The organism is Nostoc sp. UCD121, from assembly GCF_014222285.1.
Taxonomy (GTDB): domain Bacteria; phylum Cyanobacteriota; class Cyanobacteriia; order Cyanobacteriales; family Nostocaceae; genus Nostoc.
In genome coordinates this window covers 1-23,536 of the sequence record NZ_JACKZS010000061.1, presented here as the reverse complement: position 1 = coordinate 23,536, position 23,536 = coordinate 1, and the positions used below count along the sequence as shown (strand labels likewise).

At 42.8% G+C, this 23,536-nt stretch carries 19 protein-coding genes and 1 pseudogene; 12 read left to right on the top strand and 8 right to left on the bottom strand.

From position 1 onward, the window contains the following. Positions 1–46: 46 nt before the first annotated feature. Positions 47–5,509, bottom strand: coding sequence for an ATP-binding sensor histidine kinase (locus GNF10_RS15180; protein ID WP_185585083.1), 5,463 nt, complete (start codon positions 5,507–5,509; stop codon positions 47–49). Between the two features lie 434 nt (positions 5,510–5,943). Here GNF10_RS15180 and GNF10_RS15175 point away from each other — a divergent pair, with 434 nt between their 5' ends. Next, entirely contained in the window at positions 5,944–6,702 is a 759-nt protein-coding gene (locus GNF10_RS15175) for an SDR family NAD(P)-dependent oxidoreductase (protein ID WP_185585084.1), read from the top strand. Between the two features lie 114 nt (positions 6,703–6,816). Here GNF10_RS15175 and GNF10_RS15170 read toward each other — a convergent pair whose 3' ends face one another. Then, positions 6,817–7,854, bottom strand: coding sequence for an aldo/keto reductase (locus GNF10_RS15170; RefSeq protein ID WP_185585085.1), 1,038 nt, complete (start codon positions 7,852–7,854; stop codon positions 6,817–6,819). Positions 7,855–7,896: 42 nt separating this feature from the next. Further along, the gene (locus tag GNF10_RS15165; protein WP_185585086.1) at positions 7,897–8,064 is read right to left on the bottom strand and encodes a hypothetical protein; all 168 of its coding nucleotides are present in this window, start codon (positions 8,062–8,064) and stop codon (positions 7,897–7,899) included. Between the two features lie 9 nt (positions 8,065–8,073). Here GNF10_RS15165 and GNF10_RS15160 point away from each other — a divergent pair, with 9 nt between their 5' ends. The 4 genes from GNF10_RS15160 to GNF10_RS15145 all read left to right on the top strand — a co-directional run bounded on the left by GNF10_RS15160 (position 8,074) and on the right by GNF10_RS15145 (position 12,837). Beyond that, positions 8,074–9,075 carry an ABC transporter substrate-binding protein gene (locus GNF10_RS15160; protein ID WP_260445814.1) on the top strand — a complete coding sequence of 334 codons (1,002 nt, stop codon included), beginning with the start codon at positions 8,074–8,076 and terminating at the stop codon, positions 9,073–9,075. 269 nt (positions 9,076–9,344) lie between these two features. Then, the gene (locus tag GNF10_RS15155) at positions 9,345–10,931 is read left to right on the top strand and encodes a sugar ABC transporter ATP-binding protein (RefSeq protein ID WP_185585087.1); all 1,587 of its coding nucleotides are present in this window, start codon (positions 9,345–9,347) and stop codon (positions 10,929–10,931) included. Next, positions 10,912–11,859, top strand: a complete 948-nt coding sequence (locus tag GNF10_RS15150; protein WP_185585088.1) for an ABC transporter permease — start codon at positions 10,912–10,914, stop codon at positions 11,857–11,859. The genes GNF10_RS15155 and GNF10_RS15150 overlap by 20 nt, the downstream gene beginning before the upstream one ends. A gap of 84 nt (positions 11,860–11,943) precedes the next feature. Further along, complete coding sequence (locus GNF10_RS15145) at positions 11,944–12,837, top strand: ABC transporter permease (RefSeq protein WP_221643324.1); 894 nt, start codon at positions 11,944–11,946, stop codon at positions 12,835–12,837. A gap of 237 nt (positions 12,838–13,074) precedes the next feature. Here the strand turns inward: GNF10_RS15145 and GNF10_RS15140 are convergent, their stop codons facing one another. Together GNF10_RS15140 and GNF10_RS15135 are read right to left on the bottom strand one after the other, a co-directional pair. Beyond that, entirely contained in the window at positions 13,075–14,283 is a 1,209-nt protein-coding gene (locus tag GNF10_RS15140; protein ID WP_185585104.1) for a DUF4336 domain-containing protein, read from the bottom strand. A gap of 441 nt (positions 14,284–14,724) precedes the next feature. After that, a complete protein-coding gene (locus tag GNF10_RS15135) occupies positions 14,725–14,994 on the bottom strand; it encodes a DUF2171 domain-containing protein (protein ID WP_185585090.1) in 270 nt (89 codons plus the stop codon). An 872-nt stretch (positions 14,995–15,866) separates the two neighbouring features. On the opposite strand from GNF10_RS15135, the gene GNF10_RS15125 reads away from it, so the two are divergent. Next, positions 15,867–16,319, top strand: coding sequence for a DUF1392 family protein (locus tag GNF10_RS15125; RefSeq protein WP_185585091.1), 453 nt, complete (start codon positions 15,867–15,869; stop codon positions 16,317–16,319). Between the two features lie 281 nt (positions 16,320–16,600). On the opposite strand, the gene GNF10_RS15120 is transcribed toward GNF10_RS15125, so the two are convergent. Beyond that, complete coding sequence (locus tag GNF10_RS15120; protein ID WP_185585092.1) at positions 16,601–16,816, bottom strand: hypothetical protein; 216 nt, start codon at positions 16,814–16,816, stop codon at positions 16,601–16,603. Between the two features lie 209 nt (positions 16,817–17,025). Between GNF10_RS15120 and GNF10_RS38575 the strand changes: the two are divergent. From GNF10_RS38575 to GNF10_RS37870, 3 genes and pseudogenes are all read left to right on the top strand, one after another. Then, a pseudogene (locus tag GNF10_RS38575) lies at positions 17,026–17,125 on the top strand (IS1 family transposase); the annotation flags it as partial. A 242-nt stretch (positions 17,126–17,367) separates the two neighbouring features. Further along, complete coding sequence (locus GNF10_RS39480) at positions 17,368–17,676, top strand: cyclic nucleotide-binding domain-containing protein (RefSeq protein WP_185585093.1); 309 nt, start codon at positions 17,368–17,370, stop codon at positions 17,674–17,676. Then, positions 17,579–17,878: a hypothetical protein gene (locus GNF10_RS37870; protein ID WP_185591932.1), complete on the top strand. Its 300-nt coding sequence runs from the start codon at positions 17,579–17,581 to the stop codon at positions 17,876–17,878. The genes GNF10_RS39480 and GNF10_RS37870 overlap by 98 nt, the downstream gene beginning before the upstream one ends. Here GNF10_RS37870 and GNF10_RS15110 read toward each other — a convergent pair. Continuing rightward, positions 17,866–18,090, bottom strand: a complete 225-nt coding sequence (locus tag GNF10_RS15110) for a hypothetical protein (protein WP_185585094.1) — start codon at positions 18,088–18,090, stop codon at positions 17,866–17,868. The genes GNF10_RS37870 and GNF10_RS15110 overlap by 13 nt on opposite strands. 110 nt (positions 18,091–18,200) lie before the next feature. Here GNF10_RS15110 and GNF10_RS15105 point away from each other — a divergent pair, with 110 nt between their 5' ends. Then, complete coding sequence (locus GNF10_RS15105) at positions 18,201–19,304, top strand: mevalonate kinase (RefSeq protein ID WP_185585095.1); 1,104 nt, start codon at positions 18,201–18,203, stop codon at positions 19,302–19,304. Between the two features lie 44 nt (positions 19,305–19,348). On the opposite strand, the gene GNF10_RS15100 is transcribed toward GNF10_RS15105, so the two are convergent. After that, the gene (locus GNF10_RS15100; protein ID WP_185585096.1) at positions 19,349–20,002 is read right to left on the bottom strand and encodes a hypothetical protein; all 654 of its coding nucleotides are present in this window, start codon (positions 20,000–20,002) and stop codon (positions 19,349–19,351) included. 558 nt (positions 20,003–20,560) lie between these two features. On the opposite strand from GNF10_RS15100, the gene GNF10_RS15095 reads away from it, so the two are divergent. Next, positions 20,561–21,757, top strand: coding sequence for an acyl-CoA dehydrogenase family protein (locus tag GNF10_RS15095; protein ID WP_185585097.1), 1,197 nt, complete (start codon positions 20,561–20,563; stop codon positions 21,755–21,757). A gap of 458 nt (positions 21,758–22,215) precedes the next feature. Then, on the top strand, positions 22,216–23,205 hold the full coding sequence (locus tag GNF10_RS15090; RefSeq protein WP_185585098.1) for a helix-turn-helix transcriptional regulator: 990 nt from the start codon (positions 22,216–22,218) through the stop codon (positions 23,203–23,205). The last annotated feature ends 331 nt before the right edge of the window (positions 23,206–23,536 follow it).

Here is a 23,536-nt window from a genome sequence, read left to right as displayed (position 1 = left end):
TGAAATGCTTACGCTGTATTCATTTTTAATTTTTAATTTTTAATTTTTAATTTTTAATTCCGCCTTGCGGTACTAGCCTTGCCTGAAGGGGGATAGAAACAATAAATTCAGCCCCTTGTCCTAAAACGGATACACATTCTAACCGTCCTCGATGCTTTTTAGTCACAATCTGGTAACTAATGGATAGCCCTAAACCAGTGCCTTTACCAACAGCTTTGGTAGTGAAAAAGGGTGTGAAGAGTTGCAATCGCACATTTTCACTGATACCAGAACCGTTGTCAGCAATGCGAATGACGGCGAAATCGCCTTCAACAGTAGTACGAATTGTAATGATGCTTGGCTGAAGTGCGATATCGGCATAAGTCCGATGTTCGTTAAATTCCTCTAAAGAGTCGATCGCATTTGCGAGCAGGTTCATAAATACCTGATTCAGTTGTCCAGGGTAGCACTCTACAGGTGGCAGGTTGCTATATTCCTGTATTACCTGAATTCCGGGAGAATCTGGTTGGGGTTTGAGCCGATTTTGCAAAATCATTAGGGTACTATCAATGCCCTCATGGATATTAACGGCTTTAACATCAGCTTCGTCTAGGCGGGAAAAGTTTCGTAAAGATAATACAATTTGACGAATGCGATCAGTTCCCACTTGCATGGAAGTCAACAGCTTAGGTAAGTCTTCCATCAAAAAATCTAAGTCAATTGCATCTATTTCATTTTGAACTTGAGGTGGTAAATTCTGGTTTTGCTGCTGATAAAGTTGTACTACACTCATCAAGTCTTTGACATAATTATTTACGTAAGTCAGGTTGCCGTAGATAAAGCTGACTGGGTTATTAATTTCGTGAGCAACACCTGCCACCAACTGCCCTAGGCTAGACATTTTTTCGCTTTGCACCATCTGAGACTGGGTAAGCTTCAATTCATCGAGTGTGTGTTCTAGCTGCTTTGCTTTCTCACGCGCTTGTGTTTCTGAAATTTCTAATTCCTGGGAGTATATGTGCAAATTTGTGTAGAGGCGAGCATTTTCTATAGAGATGGAAACTTGCGAGGTTAATAAGTTCAGTACTTCTAATCGATCTGCGGTAAAAACTCCGGTAGTAAGGTTATTTTCCAGGTAAAGAACTCCAGTTAGCTTACCCTGATGAGAGAAAGGCAAACACAAAATTGATTTGGGTTGATTGGCAACAATATAGTTGTCACTTACAAAACGCTCTGTGTGGCTAGCATCGTCTAAAACCAAATTTTCTTTTGTTCTTTCAACATAGTTAATCAGCAAAACTGGTAGCTTATGCTTTACTTGAAACAGACTAGACGATCGCACTGTTACTTGATCTCGATCAATGCTTCCTTCGGCTTCGATCACCCACTGGTTCTCTCGTTTTACAAGTAGATAACCCATTTGGGCACCAGCATTCTCGATCGCGATCGTCATCATTTTCTCCAGCAGAGGATTTAACTCCATCTCGCTTGAGAGTGCCTGCGATGCTTTAATTGCTGTGCTTAAATCTAGAGTTTGGGTTTTAGCTTCAGAAATATCCCCAATCTGCTTTGTAGCCGTACCCCGCCCGTTTACCTCCCCGACTGGATCTCTAAAAAGTTGGGAATATTGTTCATCCAGTTGCCGGACTTTACCTGTAGCTTCCCATTTGAGATAGCGATAGCGGGCTTCTTTAAAATAAACTTTGGCAAAGTTTTTTCTATCCTTGGCCCAGTAAAATCGAAATGCGAGTTCGTTTGCTAAGGCTTCATTTTGTAAATAACCATTTTCGGCAGCAGAAGCGATCGCTAAATCGTACAGTTCCATTGCCTGATAATCTTGTTTATAAATCCGAGCAATTTCAGCTTGAATCAGCAGAAATTTGTGTTGATAATTAGTTGGGCAGTGCATAGCCCATTGCTGAAATTTTTCTAAGTTGGCATTAAGTTTATGCAGATAAATAACTTGAGTTGCGGTATCTGCTTCCACATAAGCCCCTGCTAAGGCAATACTTTGGTGAAAATAGAAAACAGGATTAATAAAAATTCCTCGCGCTCCCGCAACAAATTCTTCGGCATTCTCTGCATACTCAACAGCTTTGCTATACTCTCCATACCAGTTACAGAGTGCCAGTTTATAGATGTAAACGACAAATGCACTCAACATATCCGAAGATGCTAACGCAAACTCTAGCACTTGCCGTTCATCTACCCAAGTGCCCACAAGTTCGTCAATCTTGCCTGCTGGCTTAGTCAAGTTAGCGATCGCTTCCATCGCCAGCAGATGGTAGTTCAACATATTTTTGTCAATCTTGCGGAGGCTAGGAATAAAATCTTCGGCTACTTCTGCGGTTTTTTCTAAAGATTCATTGCCAAATAAACATTGCCATAAAAAATTAACTGAACAATAACCAGACCATTGATAAGAACCTGTTTCTAAACCACTATTAAATCCTTGTAATAGATAAGGCTTACCCTGGCTAATATGGTCTTTGTAGTGACATATTAAACCTCCCCACATATTTAAAATATTCGCTTCTAATTCCTTCGTTCTTAAAATTTCATGTAAACGCAGAGATAATTCACCAAATTCATAACCTGAATCTACCTCACCATATTCAAATACTAAGTTGAAAGAATACAGCATGTAACCAAATACAGAAATTCTTGAGTTGCCATACTGCACTGAAAGTTGCGTTATATTCATCGATGTAATATGCAACGCTTTAGATCCTAAAAAGTAGGCAATGGGCCAAACTTCTTTTAAGATGCGTTGAGCTATTAGCTTCTCCTCGTCTTGCATTTGCGGTAATTCTGCGAGACTAAAAGTTGTGCGATCGCCAATAACTTTTTTGGTTTGATTAAGTTTTTCTAATAAATATACATCATCGGGATAGGCTGCAAACTCAAAACCTAAAAGTTCCAAGGTGTTTAACCCAATTTTATATGCGGAGTTTAAATCATTCTCCATGCGATAACACATAATCAGATATTCATTCACCCGACACATATCAAGAGTAGTTTGAACCTTTTTGAAGGTATGCCCGAAAATTAGCAAAGCTTTCTCATAGTTACCATTTAAGAATTCTGCTTCTCCAACTTGTAAGTATAAAGTTAATGTCAGTGGATATTTATCTTCCCAGCTATTTTTAGGTAGATAATTCATCCCTGTTTCCAGCAATTTGAGTGCAGTGACAAATGCCGAAGATGATTTTGCTCGCTGGCCTGCTTTCAGATTTAATTCTGCCAGTTCATATCTTTCTGATATTTCCACAATCAATGAACTGCCAGCATTAAGGTGGTTGACGATCTCAAAAATATGCTCTTCTAACTGGGCTTTTTCGGTATTGTGTAATAGTAATTTACCTACCTTCAGGTGTACTTGTTTTTGCTGGTCAATTGGAATTAAAGAATAGGCAGCTTGCTGAACGCGATCGTGCAAAAACTTATAATCAACTTGTACCGCCTGATCACAGTATGTTGCCAATTCTGACTGATTCAACAACTGAGGAATTTTGTAAGTATCACTTAAAGGTAGAATTAATGCCGCCTGCAAAGCTGACCATAAATCAATTGCTGTTGCTGATGGAGATTTTTCGTTGACTACAGCTAGCATTTCTAAATTAAAACGGTTTCCAACACAAGCAGCTAATTGTAAAACTTGCTGCGTTGGTTCTGACAATCTCTGAATTTTATTCACCATTAAATCGACTACATTATCGGTAATGGCTTGTTCCTGAATTCTGTTGATATCCCACTGCCATAAACCTAAACGATAATCAAATGTCAAGAGATTATCTTGATGCAATACTTTTAGTAACTGAGTCAAGAAGAAGGGATTACCTTGGGTTTTTTGAAACAGCAAATCGGCTAGAGGTTCTGCCTGAGATGATTCGCAGTTGAACGTGTCACTAAGTAGCTGAGTAATATGAGGTGTTGCCAATGGCTTCAAAAGCAACTCTTCAACGGTTGCCCCAGATGCTCGAATTGCCTCTAGCATTAGCATCAGTGGATGGGTGGGACTAACTTCGTTATCTCGGTAAGCCCCAATTAGCAATAAATACTGACTTTCTGGGTCAGTCATCAAATTTTCGACCAGCTTCACAGAGGCAGCATCTGCCCATTGGAGGTCATCTAAAAACAGTACTAAGGGATGAACAGCAGCAGTAAAGGCATGGATAAATTGCTTAAATACCCGATTAAAACGGTTTTGAGACTCAGCAACCCCCAATTGTGGTACAGGCGCTTGCTGCCCAATAATCAGTTCTACTTCCGGGATGACATCAATAATAACTTGACCATTAGCTCCCAATGCTTGTAGTAATTTATTTTTCCAAACCTCAACTCTGGCTTGGCTTTCAGCTAATAGTTGTCGCATCAATTCTCGAAATGCTTGAATCAAAGAAGCATAAGGAATATCTCGCTTGAGTTGGTCAAATTTGCCACCGATGAAGTAACCCCGCTGCCGCACAATCGGTTTGTGAACTTCGTTAACTAGTGAGGATTTGCCAATACCTGAGTATCCTCCTACCAACACAACTTCGCTCGAACCAAGGCTAACTTGATCGAATGCAGCCATTAAAGCTGCGACTTCTACTTCCCGACCATAAAGTTTTTGAGCTATTTGGAATTGATGCGAAAAATCCTGCTGACCTAAGCTAAAAAGGTCAATGCTGCCTTTTGTTTGTAGTTGTATTGCTGCTTGTTCTAGGTCGGCCTTTAACCCGTAAGCACTCTGGTAACGGTCTTCAGCAGTTTTGCTCAGGAGCTTCATAGCGATCGCAGAGATTGCCAATGGTACATTAGGATTAACCTCGTGCGGAGCTACAGGAATTTTCGCAATGTGACAATGTACCAACTCCATTGAGTCTTTAGCATTTGGGAAAGGAAGTTGACCCGTCAGCATTTCGTAGAAACTGACACCTAATGAGTAAAAATCTGTCCGATAATCTAAGGTTCGGTTGATACGTCCGGTTTGCTCTGGCGAGATATAAGCCAGTGTTCCTTCTAGAAGGTTGAGGCTAGTAATCTCTGGACTTTCTTTGGATAACAGCGAAGCGATGCTGAAATCAATCAGTTTTATTTTTTCGGTATTGGGGTTATAAAGAATGTTTTCGGGCTTAATATCCTTATGGATAATGTGGTGGGTATGTAACTCTCCCAATGTTTCAGTAATTTGATTGGCAATGTTCAGAAATTTTGTCAGTTCAATCCCTGTAGTAGATATCTGATGTTTTAAGGTTTCACCACCAAAGTCTTCTAAAACTAGTGCTAGACCATTATTGTAGCCGTTGTCATAACTGATTAACTTATGAGCTTTAATTACACCTGCAATATTCAAATTTTGGATGATTTCGTATTCGTGCTTGAGTTGGGCAATCTCTTTGATACTGGGATACTCTGCTTTGAGCAGTTTGATAACAACTAAGTGCCCGTTAGCCTTAGAGTACGCTCGATAAATTACTGTGGCAGCAGCTTCATAAATTAAACTTGTAATACTATAGTCAGGGATGTGAGCAATTAATTTAAACATTAATACTTGTCTGAATGTTGTTTTCTAATAGATTTTGGTAGTTAATATGATAGTTCCCAGAATTCAAGTCAAGTTAACTCTTCAAATGCTAATTAAATAAAGATTAGCCTCGCTAATCTTTAGCACCACGCAATGACTATAAACTTTCTCTGACAGTGTGTACTGTTCGTTGATTTACGTAATAGTCTAAGTCTAGTTATGCTAAATAACTGTCAAATTTACCTACTTGCGTCAGTCTAAGAACCACAAATACAGATTTGTACTGAAATGAACGATCATCAGCAAATATGGATTGCGATTTTTCAAATTTGGGTAAAACACATCAGGCTTGGTTATTATTGCTGATTTATTGATAGTTTTGTCAAAATCTTGACAAAATTACCCGATTGTCAAATAACTGAGGTGACAGGTTCAACAACGAAGGAGTAAAAATCATGAATAGCAATATTAAGAAACTCACAGGTAAAGTTGCCCTCATTACAGGTGGTTCACGGGGTATTGGTGCTGCGATCGCTAAACGTCTCGCTGAAGACGGTGCAGACATTGCCATCAGTTACGCCACCTCATCCGAAAGGGCCGCGATCGTTGTCCGGGAACTTGAAGAAAAAGGCGTTAGGGCCGCCGCCTTTAAAGCCGACCAAGCCGATCCTCTCCAGGTGGAGAATTTGGTTAAGATGGTCGCCGAACGCTTTGGTCGTCTCGATATTCTCGTGAACAACGCTGGCGTACTTGTCCTTGGTGTAGTTGGCGATCCTGCAAGCGATATTGCATCCTTAGAACGGCAGTTTGCGATCAATGTCGGTGGCGTAGTGGCTGCTGTTCGCGCTGCTGCACCACTCATGGCTGAAGGTGGACGGATCATTTCCATCGGCTCCTGTGTTGGAACCCATTCGCTTTGGGCAGGAATCTCCGATTATTCAGCAACTAAATCTGCGATCGCTGGCTACACGCGCGGATGGGCACGTGACCTAGGATCGAGGGCGATCACAGTTAACGTTATACAGCCAGGCCCAATTGAAACTGATATGAACCCATCTGATAGTGATTTTGCGGTAATCCAAAAAGCAGCCACAGCGCTCAACCGCTACGGTAAGCCAGAGGAAGTTGCAGCTGCGGTCGCTTTTCTCGCTAGTCCTGACGCGGCTTTCATCACCGGTGCAACACTTGATGTTGATGGCGGTATGAATGCTTAGATGTCTTAACCAATTAGGTGCAACAGTCTGCTGCGGCTGTATTAGATGGTCGTATTACCAAAGCCCGTATTGATTGAGTCGGGGGCTTAAACCCAAGATCCGTTTGCTTAAAACTTATCCTAACCACTCAGGATTTTTGGCTGTACCATCAAATTGGCTAGTGGTTTTAAACAGTTCATACTGACCTTTAAGAGCAGCTTGGCGAGTCCGATTCAGTAATGCTTTAACTTGTTCTTGGCTCATGGGTGTAAAAGTACGTACTGCCTCGAAAGCCTGGTTTAAGATGGGCATACTTTCAATGCCTGTAATCACCGTTGAAGTTGGTAGATTCATCGCGTAATGCAGACATTCAATAGGTTTGACCACATTGCTTTTGAGAATGTTTTGGTCGCCCATTGATTTCATCCCCAGTACAGCAATTCCGTCCTTAACCAGTCTGGGTAAAACTTGCCTCTCAAAACTGCGGAAATGGGCATCCATAACATTTAACGGCATTTGCACTGCATCAAAACGGAACTTGTTTTGATTGGCAACTTCCAACATTCTCAGGTGTACTAAAGGGTCTTTGTGTCCAGTAAAGCCTATGTAGCGAATCTTACCAGCTTTTTGTGCTTCCACAACTGCTTCCATCGCACCACCAGGGGCAAAAATCCGGTCTGGGTCTTCCATACGAATGACTTCATGATGCTGCAATAAATCAATGTGGTCTGTTTGCAAACGTTTTAAAGATTCATCAATTTGTTTAGTAGCGGCCGCCTTTGTACGACCGTCAATTTTAGTCATCAGAAAAGCTTTTTGACGATAACCATTTTGCAGAGCTTTACCCATACGAATTTCGCTCCCTCCGTTATGGTAATCCCAGCAATTGTCCATAAAATTAATTCCGCGATCGAGGGCAGTACGGATCAGATTAATACCCTCTTGCTCATCTTTTGGTCTACCAATATGATGACCACCTAAACCAATTACAGATACTTGTTCTCCGGTGCGTCCTAGTTGCCTGTAGAACATTTCACCTTTTTTTATCTGGAGTGGGGTAGACTGATTTTGCGCTAAAACCTGTTTAGTGAAACCTTGTAAAGCAAATACCCCAGCCCCACCTAAACCAGAAGCAGAAACTAGCTTCAGTAAATCTCGTCTGTTAATATCCACAAATTAATCCTTTTGCCACAGTATAAGAACTTGCCCTGATAGCTAGCTTTGCACGAGAGCAAAATTTGCTGCTTCTAACTGTTGAAGGAGAAAAGCAGTCAGATAGAGATAGATTTTTGATTGGATGACTTGGTATTCGACGGTTACGATTAGAGTTTCTGCTGTGATGTCGGCAAAATCTGAGATAAGCTCAATGTAGCGTTCAGACATGATTGGGTTATGAAGAAGAAAACCTGTTTTGGATGCTCAGGTATTGGAGCCTATATGCCAAAGTTCTTGGTATTTAGCGCCTACGTTGCGATCGCTGTTTCGGCTTTCTCACTATCTGGTTGTATACGCGAGAAAACAAAAAAAATTGTCGGATTTTCGCAGACGGAGAACATCGGCCCGTGGCGCATTGCCGAAACGAACAGCATTAAGGAGGAGGCCGCCAAGCGTAAAAAAACTTATGATTTTCTGATGACGGATGCCCAGGGACAGACATCGAAGCAATTTGCCGACATTGAGGATCTAATCGCACGACAAGTTGATGTCATATTTCTCGCACCACGTGAGTATGAGGGCCTTACGCCCGCCCTCGAAGCAGCAAGAGCGGCAAAAATACCGGTTTTTCTGATCGACCGTGAAGCGGCGGGAAGACCAGGTGAACATTTTGTCAGCTTTCTGGGGTCGGATTTTATCGCCCAAGGCCGCCGCGTTGGTGAATGGCTGGCTAAGGCAAGCAATGGCAAGGCATCCATCGTGGAACTCACTGGAACAGCCGGTTCATCGGTCGCAATTGATCGGGCTAAGGGATTTCGTAATGCGATCGCTATTTATCCCAACATGAAAATCATCGCCACGCAGACGGCAGATTTTTCGCGGGCTGCGGCAGTGCGTGTAATGGAAAACATCATCCAGGCTAAAGGTTCTGATATTACGGCAGTGTATGCTCACAACGACGAAATGGCATTAGGCGCGATCCAGGCTCTCAAATCCGCAGGTATGAAGCCTGGTAAGGATGTAATGGTCGGTTCAATCGATGGTCAGAAAGCGGCGCTGGAGGCAATCATTCGTGGTGAGCTTGGTGTTAGTGTCGAGTCGAACCCACGTTTTGGCCCGCTTGTTTTCGCCACAATGGAAGAGTATTTTGCTGGTAAGAAAATTCCTCCTCGGATTATTCTTAAGGACAGACTCTTCGACGTGACCAACGCTAAGGATTTTGTCGATGAAGCATACTAATACCAATTTGTAATTCGTAATTCGTAATTCGTAATGGGCTATGCTAACGTAATTCGTAATTAAGAAAGTCAGATATTCTTTGTGTTTCAGGGTTTGAATGTGTTGCCGGATTTTTGAGAATTGGTATAAGTAGTTCTCACCCTAAAATAGAAAAAAGATAACCTGGAATTTTCCTGAGCTTTCACGATAGATAAATAAATATTACTTATTATAGTGCGAAGTGAAGGATCTCCACTATTGGCAATGAAGATAAAAACTGGGTAAAGCCGATGAATCAGGCGACTCAAAATGTCCTGTGCATGACGGGTATAAAAAAAAGTTTTTCCGGCGTGCCAGCACTCTGGGGGGTGGATTTTGAACTGAAGGCAGGCGAGATTCATGCACTGGTCGGAGAAAATGGCGCTGGCAAATCGACGCTGATTAAGATTATGACGGGGGCTTATCGGCGGGACTCAGGTGTTATGGAGTACGACCGAAAAACCGTTGGATTCCAGAACCCGACTGAAGCGCAGGCGGCAGGTATTGTGGCCGTCTACCAGGAGATCCAACTAGTGGGTTTGAGAACTGTTGCCGAGAATATTTTTCTGGGCAGGGAGCCGCATCGCTTCGGCATCATTGATAGACGGGCGATGAACGCTAGGGCGGCGGATATCCTAGAGCGTCTGGGGTTGCATATCGACCCGCACTTAGTGGTTGGTTCGCTGAATATTGCCCATCGCCAGATGGTGGCGATCGCCCGTGCCATCTCCTTTGGTGCGCGGGTGCTGATCCTTGATGAACCCACAAGTTCGCTGACGGAAACTGAAGTTTCTGTTCTTTTTGATGTCATGCGGCGGCTAAAGTCGGAAGGGACAGCTATCGTCTACGTCAGTCACCGTTTTGAAGAACTTTATGCCGTGTGCGATCGCGTAACAGTATTGCGTGATGGGCGCAACATTGTGACGCGATCGCTGTCTACGCTGACTCGTCTAGAACTCGTTTGCTATATGCTAGGTCGTAAACCCGAAGAGGTGAGCAAAGGAGTCACGGCGTTTACAGGACACTCGCAAAACACGCCTTGTCAGCCAGTGCTACTCCAAGCAGAAGCTCTCAAATATAAAAAACGGCTCAATGGTGTTTCCATTGAAATGCGGCATGGTGAAATCGTTGGGCTTGCGGGTTTGCTCGGCTCTGGTCGTAGTGAAACGGTGCGTGCCTTATTCGGGGCTGAACCTCTTGAAGGTGGAACTGTAAAACTCGAAGGTAGTCTTTTATCGCTGCGCGATCCTCATGATGCGATCGCTGCTGGGATAGCTTTCCTTTCAGAGGATCGCAAGGCGGACGGCATCATTCCTGAGCTTTCGGTGCGCGAAAACCTTACTCTTGCTGCCCTACCGAACCTTACGCAATGGGGTATCGTTTCCAGAAAACAACAGAACGAACTTGTAGAGCGCTTCATGCAACGTCTTGATATCAAAGCAGCCAGCGCCGAGCAGAAGATCCACGAACTATCCGGTGGGAATCAGCAGAAGGTGCTTCTGGCGCGATGGCTGTGCAAGAATACAAAACTTCTTCTCCTCGATGAGCCAACTCGTGGTATTGATGTTGGTGCAAAGCGCGAGATCCAGCAGCTAATTGCCGAACTAGCAGAGCAAGGGCTGGGAGTTCTGATGATTTCATCGGAAGTGGAAGAGTTAGTTGAAGGCTCGCAACGTGTCGTTGTCCTGCGTGACGGGCAGTCAATTGCGGAACTCAGTGGCGATCAGAAGAACATAAAGGCAATTCTGCACGCAATGGCAGAAGGTGCAGATCGTCAGAAAGCCGTCGGTGGACAATCCCAAACAGAGCAAAACCCAAATGAAGAGCAAGAAGCCTGATCGGGGTTGGGGAACCCTGTGGAATCCAAACTTCGGTGCATTTGCGGCACTCCTAATTCTCTATGTTGCGAACGCCGTCTTTACTCCACGTTTCGCTACAGTTAGCAATACATTGAATATGTTGCTTCAAGTATCCACGACAATGTTGATTGCCCTTGGCATGACCTTTGTCATTGCCTCCCGTGGCATCGACCTGACGGTTGGCTCTACTATGGCATTGGTTTCAGTCATTGTGGCATTGCTGATTAAGTATGGGATGACTGTTGCCATCTTGTTCGCTTTGAGCGCGGCTCTGTTGGTTGGTTTTATCAATGGCTTTCTGATCTCGCGTCTAAAACTTGATGCTTTGATCACCACCTTGGCGGCTCTCATCTTATGGCGGGGGATTGCTCAGGTTATCGGGGACGGTAAGCTCGTTCCTTTTGTCAATCCGACATTTGAAGCGCTGGGAAAGGGTTATTTCGGTTCTATACCAATTCAAGTTGTAATTGCAGCAGTAGCGATCGCAGCAGCTTTTTTCTGTATCCGCTCTACGCTTTTCGGCCGTCATATCGTTGCAGTTGGCGGCAATGAGGAGGCTGCACGGCTTGCGGGTATCCGTGCGGAGCGCGTGAAATATATAGTCTATATAATTAGTGCCCTGCTTGCCGGGGTTGCCGGACTTGTGGAGACAGCGAGGCTTGGCATGGGCGATCCGAGCAAGGTTGGTGTCAACGCGGAATTTGATGCGATCGCGGCTGTTGTTGTTGGCGGTACACCCTTCTCCGGTGGTCGTGCAAATGTCCTCGGCACTGTTGTCGGGGCCCTTCTCATGCAAGTGATTTCCACAAGTTTCAATATGCTCCTGATTCCGTTTACCTGGTCATTAGTTTTGAAATCTGTAATCATTCTTTTCGCCATTTTTTTGCAGCGTCCGAGGGAGGTTTAACGCGTCATGGCTGCCACAAAGTCTCTTGCGCTTACGGGTTTGCGGCGTTTTGCCAAGCTCCTCACCTCACAGGGCGTGCTGCTGATGCTCCTGAGTTTGGCTGTTTTCGCATCCTTTCGTTATGAAACCTTCCTGACACCTCTTAATCTGATGAATATTATGCGACAGAATAGTATGCTAGCGATCGTGGCGCTGGGCATGACTGTCGTGATTCTCAGTGGAGGAATTGATCTGTCCGTGGGTTCACTGGTTGCTTTGGGCGGTGTCGTCGCAGCAATGCTTGCCGGACAAGGAAGTTTCATGGCGATCGCCGCCGGCATTGCTAGTACCACGTTACTGGGTGTGGTCAATGGTCTTCTTGTGTCTCGCGCGCGGCTTCAGCCGTTTGTTGTTACCTTATTCACTGCCAGCGCTGCACGCGGACTGGCGTTGAGCATCACGGAGGAAAAGTCCATTGCCGTATCATCGACAGCATCGGGACTTGTTTGGCTGGGTAGAGGGTTTATTGGTTGGATTCCTGTACCCGTGCTGATAGTTGCACTCTTATATTTTGCAGCTTGGTTTATGCTACACAGAAGCCGATTAGGTTTGCACATATTCGCTATTGGCAACAACGAGGAAGCCTCCCGACTCATGGGCGTGAACCCAAACCAAGTAAAGCTTGCAGTCTACACATTTAGCGGGTTGCTTTCAGGGCTTGCTGGTATCATTCTCGCAGGTCGTTTAGGAGCGGGCCAGCCTGTGGCTGCCTTTGGCTGGGAGACAGATGCGATCGCCGCCACCGTTATGGGAGGAACGTTTCTCGCAGGAGGTCAGGGGAGCGTGTTTCCGACGCTAGTTGGTGTACTTTTACTAGGAATGATGTATAACCTTTTAAATCTTGAGGGAACCATTACTCCTTGGTGGCAACTCGTACTCCGTGGTGGCTTCTTACTTTTGGTTGTGCTTTTCCAGCAGCGTATTGTGCAGAAAGACTGACTGATGTCAACGAAGAGAGCAAGGCAAGCAGGGCGAGAAGAGGAGCAGGGGGGAGCAAACCCCATACTTAAAAGTAAAGGCTTGAGTATTGTGCAAATGGCTAGCCGCTCTCTTCCCCCCAAGTCCCGTCCCACAACCACAGTCGGAAGTGAAACGCACTTTTGCCCAACGTCGTCATCGTTGAATCTCCCCCTGCCTCTCTTCTTCCTCTGCCTCCCCTGCTCTCTTCAGTGAGGTTCAATAGGCCTTTTCTTTAGCTGGTGTTGCGATACCGCGCTTAACTAGACCCGCTTCCAGTTCCTTAATGAATTTTAAGTCTTCCTCCAATAGAGGCTGACTTTCGGTAGAAGAAAAGTCATTACTTACAGAGGGATTTTTTTCAAGAAAAGCAAATGCTTGCCGAAATTGACGCGGATTTGCAAAAATTAGCGAGTCAAAGTGACAGGGAATAATCTGCTGAAAATCCCAATTAGCAACTCTATCAGCCCAGTTGAGGACTTGTCTTGGTGCTTGGGGAAAAATAAGGATTTGCAGAATCGGTGCGACAAATGGCCGCCCCTGACCTTGTAGAGCATCGAATGCCTGCTTCCAAGTTTCTCGCCAGCGAAAAGGAAACAAACCAAAGTATGTTTTTAGGTTTCGCTGTGGTGCTTTGAGAGCATCACGAAACATCTGTCCCATTGGAGTAACTTCCAGCGCACTTGGACGGAAGTAAAGTGCAAACAATGAAATGCGTTGCCATCCCTTGCGGCGGTTATCTTCATTGTCCTCGCTCGTCTCCAAGGCATTGTCCCTTGCATGAAACAGTAAGGGGTAAGGATCTAATTGGAGGATTTCTGGTGGGTCAACTGGAACAGAAAGGATAGAATCAGTTACAAGTAGAGTGCGCGAAGGCTTGTGAAACACTGCAACTTCTGCAAAAGATCCTCGTCCTAAATTGATGTCCAAGATTGCATAATCAAACTCCAGAGAGAAGGGAGCAAGGCTTGAATCTTCTGGGAGTTCTTGAGTTCGTTTTTTTGGAAAGCCTAGCCAACTAAGTGGCAGGTTAAACGGGAAACTCCACTGGTGCGGAGCAACAAAGACTTGTGCTTGAGGAAAGCGGCGAGAAAAGGGGCCAACGAAGACTTTATGCTCCAGACCAGAACTGGTTGGCAGTATGATGTACTTAACTTCACCGTGCTTTGCTACCAATTCATTAACCAAGCGGACACACTCAGTTGTTGGAGCAACGGGTGCATAGACCAGAAGACCTCCGGCAGCAAGTTTGACGACAGTCATACGAATCGGCACGATGGTGTAGAGAATGCCGTGAAGCTGCTCGAATGTCCAGATAGTATCAAAAACTATTTCCTTGCGAAGTGTCCGTCGCCTGCCGTAGGGGTAAACTGGGACAGCAGCCCAGAATGGCCATGACCAATCTTTTGGGTGGCTCAAAGGATACATCTCTTGCTCTTGTAGTTCTACCTTTGATTTCGGTCCAAGTGATTTCATCGTTGTTCCATTCACTTAATTTCTAATACTATGTGAAGCTGGGATTAGCAAAGAATGTCGGATTTTGTTTTCCAATGGAATCCATCTACAGACTAATATCTTAGACTTTTACTCGACACTTTTGCCATTGAGAACAGATTTTAATCCCCCTTTTAGCAGTCGGCATCTAAATTCAAATCTAGTGCTGAAAAAGCCTTTTCTGAACTGCGCTCAGATTGGTCAAAAGCTAATTTTTTGAGCGTTTCTAGTTCTTTATTAGTCATTTAAGTTAGTTTGTGGAATAGGGGACAGAAGATACAGATTGCCTCTTGAGAGTGCAATCTGTATACTCGGAGGGAAAGCGCCACCTTGGTAAAAGATGATGCAGCGCTATCCACTCAACAACTAACAATTTTAAACACCACTAGGCTGCTCATTGAGCAATTCTTCTATGACTTCATTCACGGTTTTTTTCAGATAAACGGCTCGTTCATCTACTGCCCTTACCCAGTCAATAGGAAACCAGTGATGTTGTCCATCAGGAGCATTATTCTTCGTCAATTTGATATACTTGCCTTCCTCCACAGAGTCGATATTTCCAATATGTGTGTCAGATGCCCCTGATAACCCGCCTGCTCCTTCTGCATAAACTGGCAGATGTTCTTTAATCTGTGATATATCCATTTTGTACCTATTCACTCAATTGATAAAAAGTGAGACCTAAATCCTACAGAGTGTTTTTTTGTAAGCACATAAGTCTTTATTCAATTACATTAGAGAATACGTTGTATTCTTGATGGTGTGCTTCATTCTACAGACAGATGGTATTGCACCGAAATAAGTAATTTAGAGTAGGTATGAATGAAAATGTCGTAAATGCGTATACAAACTAGAAAAAATAGCTGAAAGCCGAAATTTTCTTTAGTTATCTGTGAATTGAGATGAATCGTCTCTAAATTGGCTCGAAATCGGATTAGAAGAAGCTTTTAAACAAAGGTATATTTTTTTTGCTAAAAGTAATACGTCAGTCGTAAAAGTGAATGGTCAATAAAAAATGGGCTGTCAAACGGTTAACAGTAAATCTTACGTCAACAGAAAGACAGAAATTGTCAGAAGACAGACCGCAAGCTAAATGCAACCTCTTTAAGCACAGCACGAATTATCTCTGCTTGCGTATGAGCTAATCACAAATTCACGAAAGCACCATGAGTATCTGGATCGAGGTGGGGTAGAAATAGAACACTACGCGCACCAGGCTGCGATCGCTCTGCCATATCCATTAAAAATGGTCAAGAAAGTAACCTTTTCTTTAAAAAACTGTCGCCAGAAAATGTTTATATTGTGGAGAGTGTGGATCAGGCGATCGCTACTGCCAAAACAATTTTATACTAATTGAGAATTAGTGAATCAGTAAAGTCTTATCAAATTAGGAGGCTCTCGAACAAAAATGGGTTTGAATCCCCATCTGTGGAGTTAGTTTCCCGAAATTTAAATTATATTCCGGATCAGACTGCTCCAAGAGAGTGTATGTATAAAAAAGAGAACTACATTCCCAGATGATTAACCAAATTACCGCTTTAGAATCCTGTTGGCATATTTCTCCTGAGTGGGGTCAGACCATGCCTCCATTAGCAGTAAGAATGTTAGAAAAAGTTTTGTTGCCAATCTCAGACTTGTCAGGCTACTGCTGTGGTGTTTTGTGGGAAAAACAGGAATGGATTTATGCAATTGTTTGCCAGAATGAAACTCTCTACTTAGCTGAACAAGAATTTTATCCAACAAATGTACTAGAAAAGACCACTGTTTCTACTCCAGCTTTTGAGTTGGGTGATATAGTTGAGGTTGATTTTGGTGAACAGCCGACACGCCGTATTATTCAAGGGATTTTTAGTCTCAAAGATAATTGGCTTTATGGGGTAGAGTGGCAGTCCCCAATTTTAGAAGAACTGTCTGCCCAAAGCAGAACAATATGGCTTGCTGATGTTGATTTAGTCAATTTGGGTGTCTGACTATTATCAGTTAGTACTAGAGAGCAACAGCAAGTTAACTGCTTTGATTGAGAAACGAGATGCTTATTGGAAGTAACAACAGGCAGCAACAGTGGAATTAGAGGTATCGAATTAGGATTTTTCTACTGGCGACTTTTAACCAGTCAACTTGTATAACACGGTGAGCGTGACCCAAGCCAAGCAGTTGTTGATGCTATAGGTAGTGGGCTTGAGTAATCTCCAAGTCAGAAGATGGAGTTTTTTCAAGTAAAAGAATTTACTTCCTGGTGGTCAGCCATTAGCTAATCATACGTAAATAACTGAACATTGTTACAACCAAGGCACTTACGCGCCCGCAGCTTTTCGCCTTCCCCCCACCCAGCCCCATCAGCACGGAAATACACCCACTGACTTACTGATTCTCCAACGGTACGACCCCAAATAAAATTTTGTGAATCGCAGATAGGGCATGGCGTTTCTTGTAGACTACGGTTTTTGTGATTAGGTTGGTTGTTCATGAGCTTCCCCCGATAAATTCTGAGTGCAATCTTCAGCAGCTATTGGGCTAAAGTGCGATCGCTTGAGATTGAATTACTGATTTTCCCCCACTGACTGATAATTTTATTTCCAGCAATCATCAGCGTAAACTACGAATTACGAATTATTAATTATCTACATATATTGGTTTTTATTAGTAACTTCTTAAATTTTGTGAACGCCTATCCAAATTATGAGTCAAACATATATGACACGGGTTAAAAATGAAAATACTTTGTCATGATATTGCACGCCTGCACCAAAAAAGCTTGTGTTATTCTAAGACCGAATAAATGTTGAGATACTCAATTAAATTATTACTTCAATATTTGAGGTATCAAATTGTCCCTAAATAAATACATTCATCTGTCCATTCAGCAAGGCTTGAATTCGGAAACAGAATCTATTGCAACCTTTCAAACTCAACCTGTAGCGGCAATTGTGGAGCAACCATTGCCGTTGATCACATGTTGATGAAAAGGTTGTTGAAGATTGTCAGAATTGGCTGAGTTTTCATCCGGTTTGGGGACAATTGCCAGTAGAGGCACTGCAAGCGATCGCTCAGTCGTTCCATTGCTTTGGTGTAGAACCGCAAACGTTAATCTATCAAGATGGACAAACCCCCATTGGGCTGTACCTGTTGAAGTCGGGAACAGTGGAGATTTTCCAGCGATCGCTGATTGGTCAATTGCTAATTCGCTACCGGAATGCAGGGGATTTGTTTGGTCATACGCTGATTGCAAATGCAGTGGCAGGAGCTTATCAAACCAGTGCGATCGCCAGGGCAAAGAGCGAAATTTGGTTTTTGCCACAGTTCAGTCTTTCACACACTGATTGTTGAATATCCCTCAATTCAACAGCTGATTCATACGCTGCTTTCTCAAGATTTGCACGAGTATGCCACTCGTATTGCCTGGGAACAGATGCGGATTCAAGCTTTACAGTCTTACATCCAGCCAGTACCGAGCGAAACTAGCATTCTCCGCAGCTTCAAAATCTCAGACATCTTTAAAGACGTATATATGTCCGATTATTTCCGATAGAGAAAGCAAATTTTTGTCACCTGATTTCCAATCTTTTTTATAAAAGACGACATCCGCGACTTTGAGCTTCTTCCCTGGCAGCCGACAGACATGATTGCTGGTGATGGGGTGTTGAGTAAGGAAATCTGGAGATGGAGAAAGTAGCGTAGGCGCAGCCCGTCGTAGACATCGCTAGACGGAGCATAGTCATCGCCTCCCCAATCGATTCTCACGAGTGATTACTGAAAGCACTGCTGATGTGGGCTATTGGAGTGATGAATGGTATGTTGTTTATTCAAGTTAATCAGGATAATATACCTCGATTAAGAACAGGAAACTTAAAATGAGAATTTTTGTTCCAGGCCGTCTTTGTTTGTTCGGAGAACACAGCGATTGGGCAGGAGAATATCGCAGCGTTAATCCCCTGCTCGAAAAGGGCTACACCTTAATTGTTGGTACTAACCAAGGAATTTATGCCTCGGTCAAACCTAATTCTACTGAATTAATTATTCGTACTTCTCTCAATGATGGCAGGAGTTATGAACCGTTGAGATTACCTATGGAATCTCATACCCTGAAATGCGTAGCGGCAAAGGGTGGTTTTTTTAGTTATGCTGCTGGTACAGCTTATCAATTTCTGACTCACTATGGTGTCAGCGGGCTTGAGGTTGATAATTATCTAACCGACTTACCCATCCAAAAGGGATTATCTTCGAGTGCTGCTTTTTGCGTTCTCATTGCTCGGTCTTTTAATCGTCTATATGACTTGAAGATGACAATTCGTTCAGAAATGGAGTTTGCCTATCTGGGAGAAAGAACCACTCCTAGCCTTTGTGGTCGTATGGATCAGGCTTGTGCTTATGGAAATCGCCCAATATTGATGATATTTGATGGTGAAAAAATCGACTTACTCGAATTGAAAGTGAGTGAGGATTTATTTTTTGTGATTGTCGATCTCGGCGGTAGCAAAAACACACAAGAAATACTAAGACGATTGAATCAATGTTATCCTTTGGCTACTAATTCAATAGAGCAAAATGTCCAAAAATATTTTGGTTCTATTAGCTCGGAAATTACTCAGGCAGCAGTTGAAGCAATACAACTCGGAGATGCCCAACTTCTTGGAGCTTTAATGACAAAAGCCCAAGCAGAATTTGACCGACACGTAGTTCCGGCTTGTCCCGATCAATTAACTGCAAAAAAGCTGCATCTGCTTCTCCATCACGAGCCACTTAAGCCTTATATCTTCGGAGGAAAAGGCGTAGGTTCTCAGGGAGATGGCACTGCACAACTGATAGTTAAAAATCAAGAGAGTCAAAAAAAAGCTATCGAAATTATTAAGCGTGATTTTCCTCAAATGCAAGCGTTACAGTTGACTATTTCAAGACTACCAACTGCGATGATTGACTTAGCTGAGGACAAAAATCAGTATGGGGATGTTTTTTAAAATACCACCAGTCTGCTAAATTAAACGAGACATACAGCTTATGATTACTCAAATGATGTAACTCGAAGTCTATGTCGGCGTAATAGGAAACCTACTCCAATTGAGCCTATACTAAAGATCGCCGCGTTATTCCTCGGTTCTGGAACTGTTTGAAACGTTTGAAACGAACCTGAGATTAGAGGTAGACCTCTTACAGGAGCAGTTGGATCTGGGTTGAGTGTAAGATTCTCCGACAATATCAGTGTGCCAATGGCACCGTCAAATGTACCCGAGCCACCAGTAATACTTATAGTATTAGAAACCGTGCCCACAAAATTTTGAAAGTCAAGGGTAGCAGTACCCCTGGTGGTTCCAAATAGCTTATCTTCTCCTTGACCAAAAATTGTAATGTTACCAAGCGGTAAGTCATCTAACCCAAACGTTGCTGGATCTGGCTCAATTGTAATCACACCTGTATTATTGTCGAGATTGCCATAGCTGATATTTACAAGTTTAGTTAGACCGTATGGCGCATTAGCACTTTCACCGATATTGGTTATTTTTAAAATGTTTCCTGCGATCGGTTCAAGAGTAGTTTCTGAATTGTAGATAGCTGAAAATGGATATTGTATCTGCGCCATTACTTTTTTTGTACCTAGCCCAAAACTCAAAAGCACGGCAGCTACCGGAGTAAACCATACAGCCCGTAATCTAAGCATAATTATTTTTTTTGATATTAGGTAGTGTTTACTTTCACTAAAGACAAACTACCGTAAATTTCTCAAAAAATAAACCATCTAATTAATTGTTACTTGGATGATGTTATTAAAGTTAAAAGAGGTATAATTTTGTACTTGTATACCGAAGCGGATGCAACATTAAATAAAGATTTAGTCATTTATATGCCCCGTTAAAGTAGCGATCGCTCTTAGGCGGATTGTAGTTCATCGCCTAAGAGGAATCAATTCTCACGAGTGATTGCCGAAAGCCTGTCTAAAAATGTAGTATAAGCTTATCTAATTTAGCAGATATCTCCTAATAGGCTATAGCAATTGATTTTTTTATAGGTCTTTTTGAATTATTTTTCTTTTGTGCTTACTTGTCGAAAGAGACGTGCATACTCTAAAGCTAGTATATACAAAGACTTTTCCACTTGTACATAAAGTTTAAATAGGAAAATCTGGTTACAAAACTGAGATTTTGATACTAATTATAAGGCTATAGTACATCAGAGAAAGTTGTATATTTGCACTGTAGAAATAAAGAGAAAATAACAAATGATTGACTTTAGGCTCACTCAAGAACAGGAGATGTTGCAGTCTCTCGCACGTGATTTTGCTCAAAACGAGATTGTCCCTGTTGTTCAGATAATTGAAGAGTCTAACAATCCAGAGATGGAACCTTGGGATTTTTGCAAACACGTTTTCTATAAGGGAGCTGAATTAGGATTTACATCCTTGATGGTTCCAAAAGAGTTAGGAGGTGTGGGTGGAAAGTGCATAGACTTGGCTGTAGTGTTAGAAGAAATAGGTGCTGTTGATGTCAGCGTTGCTTGTAGTTACTTTAATCTCACCGCAGCTATGTCATTGTTTGTCAGTAGAGCTGCAACCCAAGAACAGCAAAAACGAATACTATCTTTTGTCAATTCTGGAAAACCCCATCTATTTAGTGCCGCAGAGAGTGAACCGAATGTCGCTACCTCAGATATGTTCTGCCCCTTGCCAGACTCGAATATTGGGATGAAGACCTTTGCAGCACGCGAGGGCAATGGATACATTCTCAATGGAACAAAATCCTCGTTAGTTACAAATGCTGGGATTGCGGATAGCTACTTCATCATTGCCCGTACAGCTATGGATAAACCATTGCACGAAAGTTTGTCTATCTTCTACGTTCCAACAGATACACCAGGGATTAAGCTTGGCAAAAAGACACAGATGATTGGTTGGAAAGCTTCTCATCATGCTGAGATTTATCTGGATAACGTGGCAGTCCCTGCGGAAAATCTGATTGGACAAGAAGGAGGAGCCGCAAAACTACTGATGTTGCTTCCAGAAGTAGCTATTGGGCTGGCAGCTTCTTATGTTGGTTTGGCTCGTGCTGCTTATGAGTATGCTTTGAATTATGCCAAGCAAAGAGTCAGTTGGGGTCGTCCGATTATCGAACATCAGGCAGTGGCTTTAAAATTAGCGGATATGATGATTAACACTCAAGCTGCACGATTGGTAGTATGGGATGCTGCCCGTACAGCAGAAACTTCTCCCCAACTTGCCGCCACAGTCAAAGCACCAGCCGCCAAGACCTTTGCAGTGGATGTTGCAATCAAAAATGCACAAACAGCAGTTGAAATTCTTGGGGGTTATGGAGTAACAAAAGAGTGTTTGGCTGGTAAGTTTCTTGCTGATGCAACTATCGGGTATTCCTGTGACTTTACGCGAGAAATCTTGCGTCTAGGGATCGTGAACTTTTTGTAAGAGATTAAGGGGTAGCTAGCTATTTCCAATAGCAGGCGTGCCAGGACAATATTTGATACCCAGTTGCCCCTGGGGTTTAAGAAAGGGCTTTTTCGTTATATTTGTCAAGTTGAGCAACAAATAAAACCTGACAGTTTGAAATTTTCACTAATACCTTCAAAGTTACCTTAAATCAATTAGCTGGTTCAAGGAATTTACTGAACAATAGTAGAGGAGAGGGCGTTGCAGCACTTCTAGAACTTACCCTTGGTAAGCACTCAAGGTTTTTTCTCAAAAAGATACTAGTATTATTTTTACGACCACGACTACGGATATTACTGCTTTACTTCAGTGTTGATGAGCGGTTAAAAAATTTAAATTATACAATTAACATCCGGAAAACAAAGGTAAAGTTAGGAAAAATAGTGAACATCTGATTGTAACTTTCTTTGATTGAGTTCATATAAAAGGCTTTCACAATGGTTACTACTCCTGTATACTGTTTACAAATTCTGGACAATCCGAATATTGAAATTTCTCAAGATGAGTTGCGATCGCTTTTAGGAGAAATAGAAGTGCAACTGCATCGAAGCCGAGTTTATCGACGTGCTTTAGCGATGGTGCAGAAGTTAATAGGTGAACAAACAGATCAGGCTCAAGATTTATTAAAAGCCGTAGGTAGAGAAGCGATCGGGTTAGCATTTCAACAATTTGCCCAACAATCTCAAAAAGTTGAAATAGTTACAGATACCAAGCAAGCGACAGAAACAGTCAATTCTTCGCCGGAGATACAGCAGGAGCATTGCACTCTCCAAGAGGAACCCTCTAAAAATACAGCAGAAAATTCGCTGTGGAAAAAACCACTACAATTGCTGAATCATCAGAGAATTTCTCAAGCAGAACTTGCTAAACAAGCTGAACTTGCAGCCCAACAACGCGTGGTGTGCTTACGTCAAATCGGGCAACAACTCCAAAAAACCCGTCAATCCAAAGGGCTTTCTTTGGAGCACATCCAGCTTTCCACTCATATCCGAACGGAGCTGATAGAGGCATTAGAAAACGGCAACTGGAAAGAATTATCAGATGACATTTTTATACGTGGATTTATCCGACGTTATGGAGATGCTTTAGGACTTAATGGTGTTGCTTTAGCTGCCTCTTTGCCATTCCTAGCAGCTATACCAATAACTCAGCCCTTTTCGGATCAATCTAAAAAAGGAGTGGGATTGGAAATTCGCCCGACGCATTTATATATAGGTTATACAGCTCTTCTTGCTGGTGCAATGGGAGGATTAGCTTTGATGTCCCAGCAACAAACAAATACCAATATATCAATTGAGCAAGATAACTCTTCTTCTGTTTTTCAATCCTTAAAACAACAATCCCCTACTGTTAAACCAGGGATTAAATCTACTAACACTGGTATGGCTGCCGGATCTGATATTTCCCCACCAGAAGGATTATATTAACGAACTGCACCTGCCTGATAACGGCTCTCGTGTGGGCTACGCCGCCAATTTAACCGTTAGGCGGTATCTTCTGAATGTCTACAATGCCGTAGAACGCACTGATATAGACATTTTCAGCCGCCCATACCCTCAAATTTGCCTAGAATGTCTCAGATTGAGAAAAATTAGATACTGACAGGTAAATGTGGTCGATTCTTTTTAGCAAGTTATCTTATTTCAAAGCTTCATTATAATTGGGTTAGTAGAATTATCTGCGTAGGCATCGCTTGTAACTTTACTGTTAGTAAGGATAGACAAACTTAAGCCTTCAGAAAAACTTTGACTATAAATT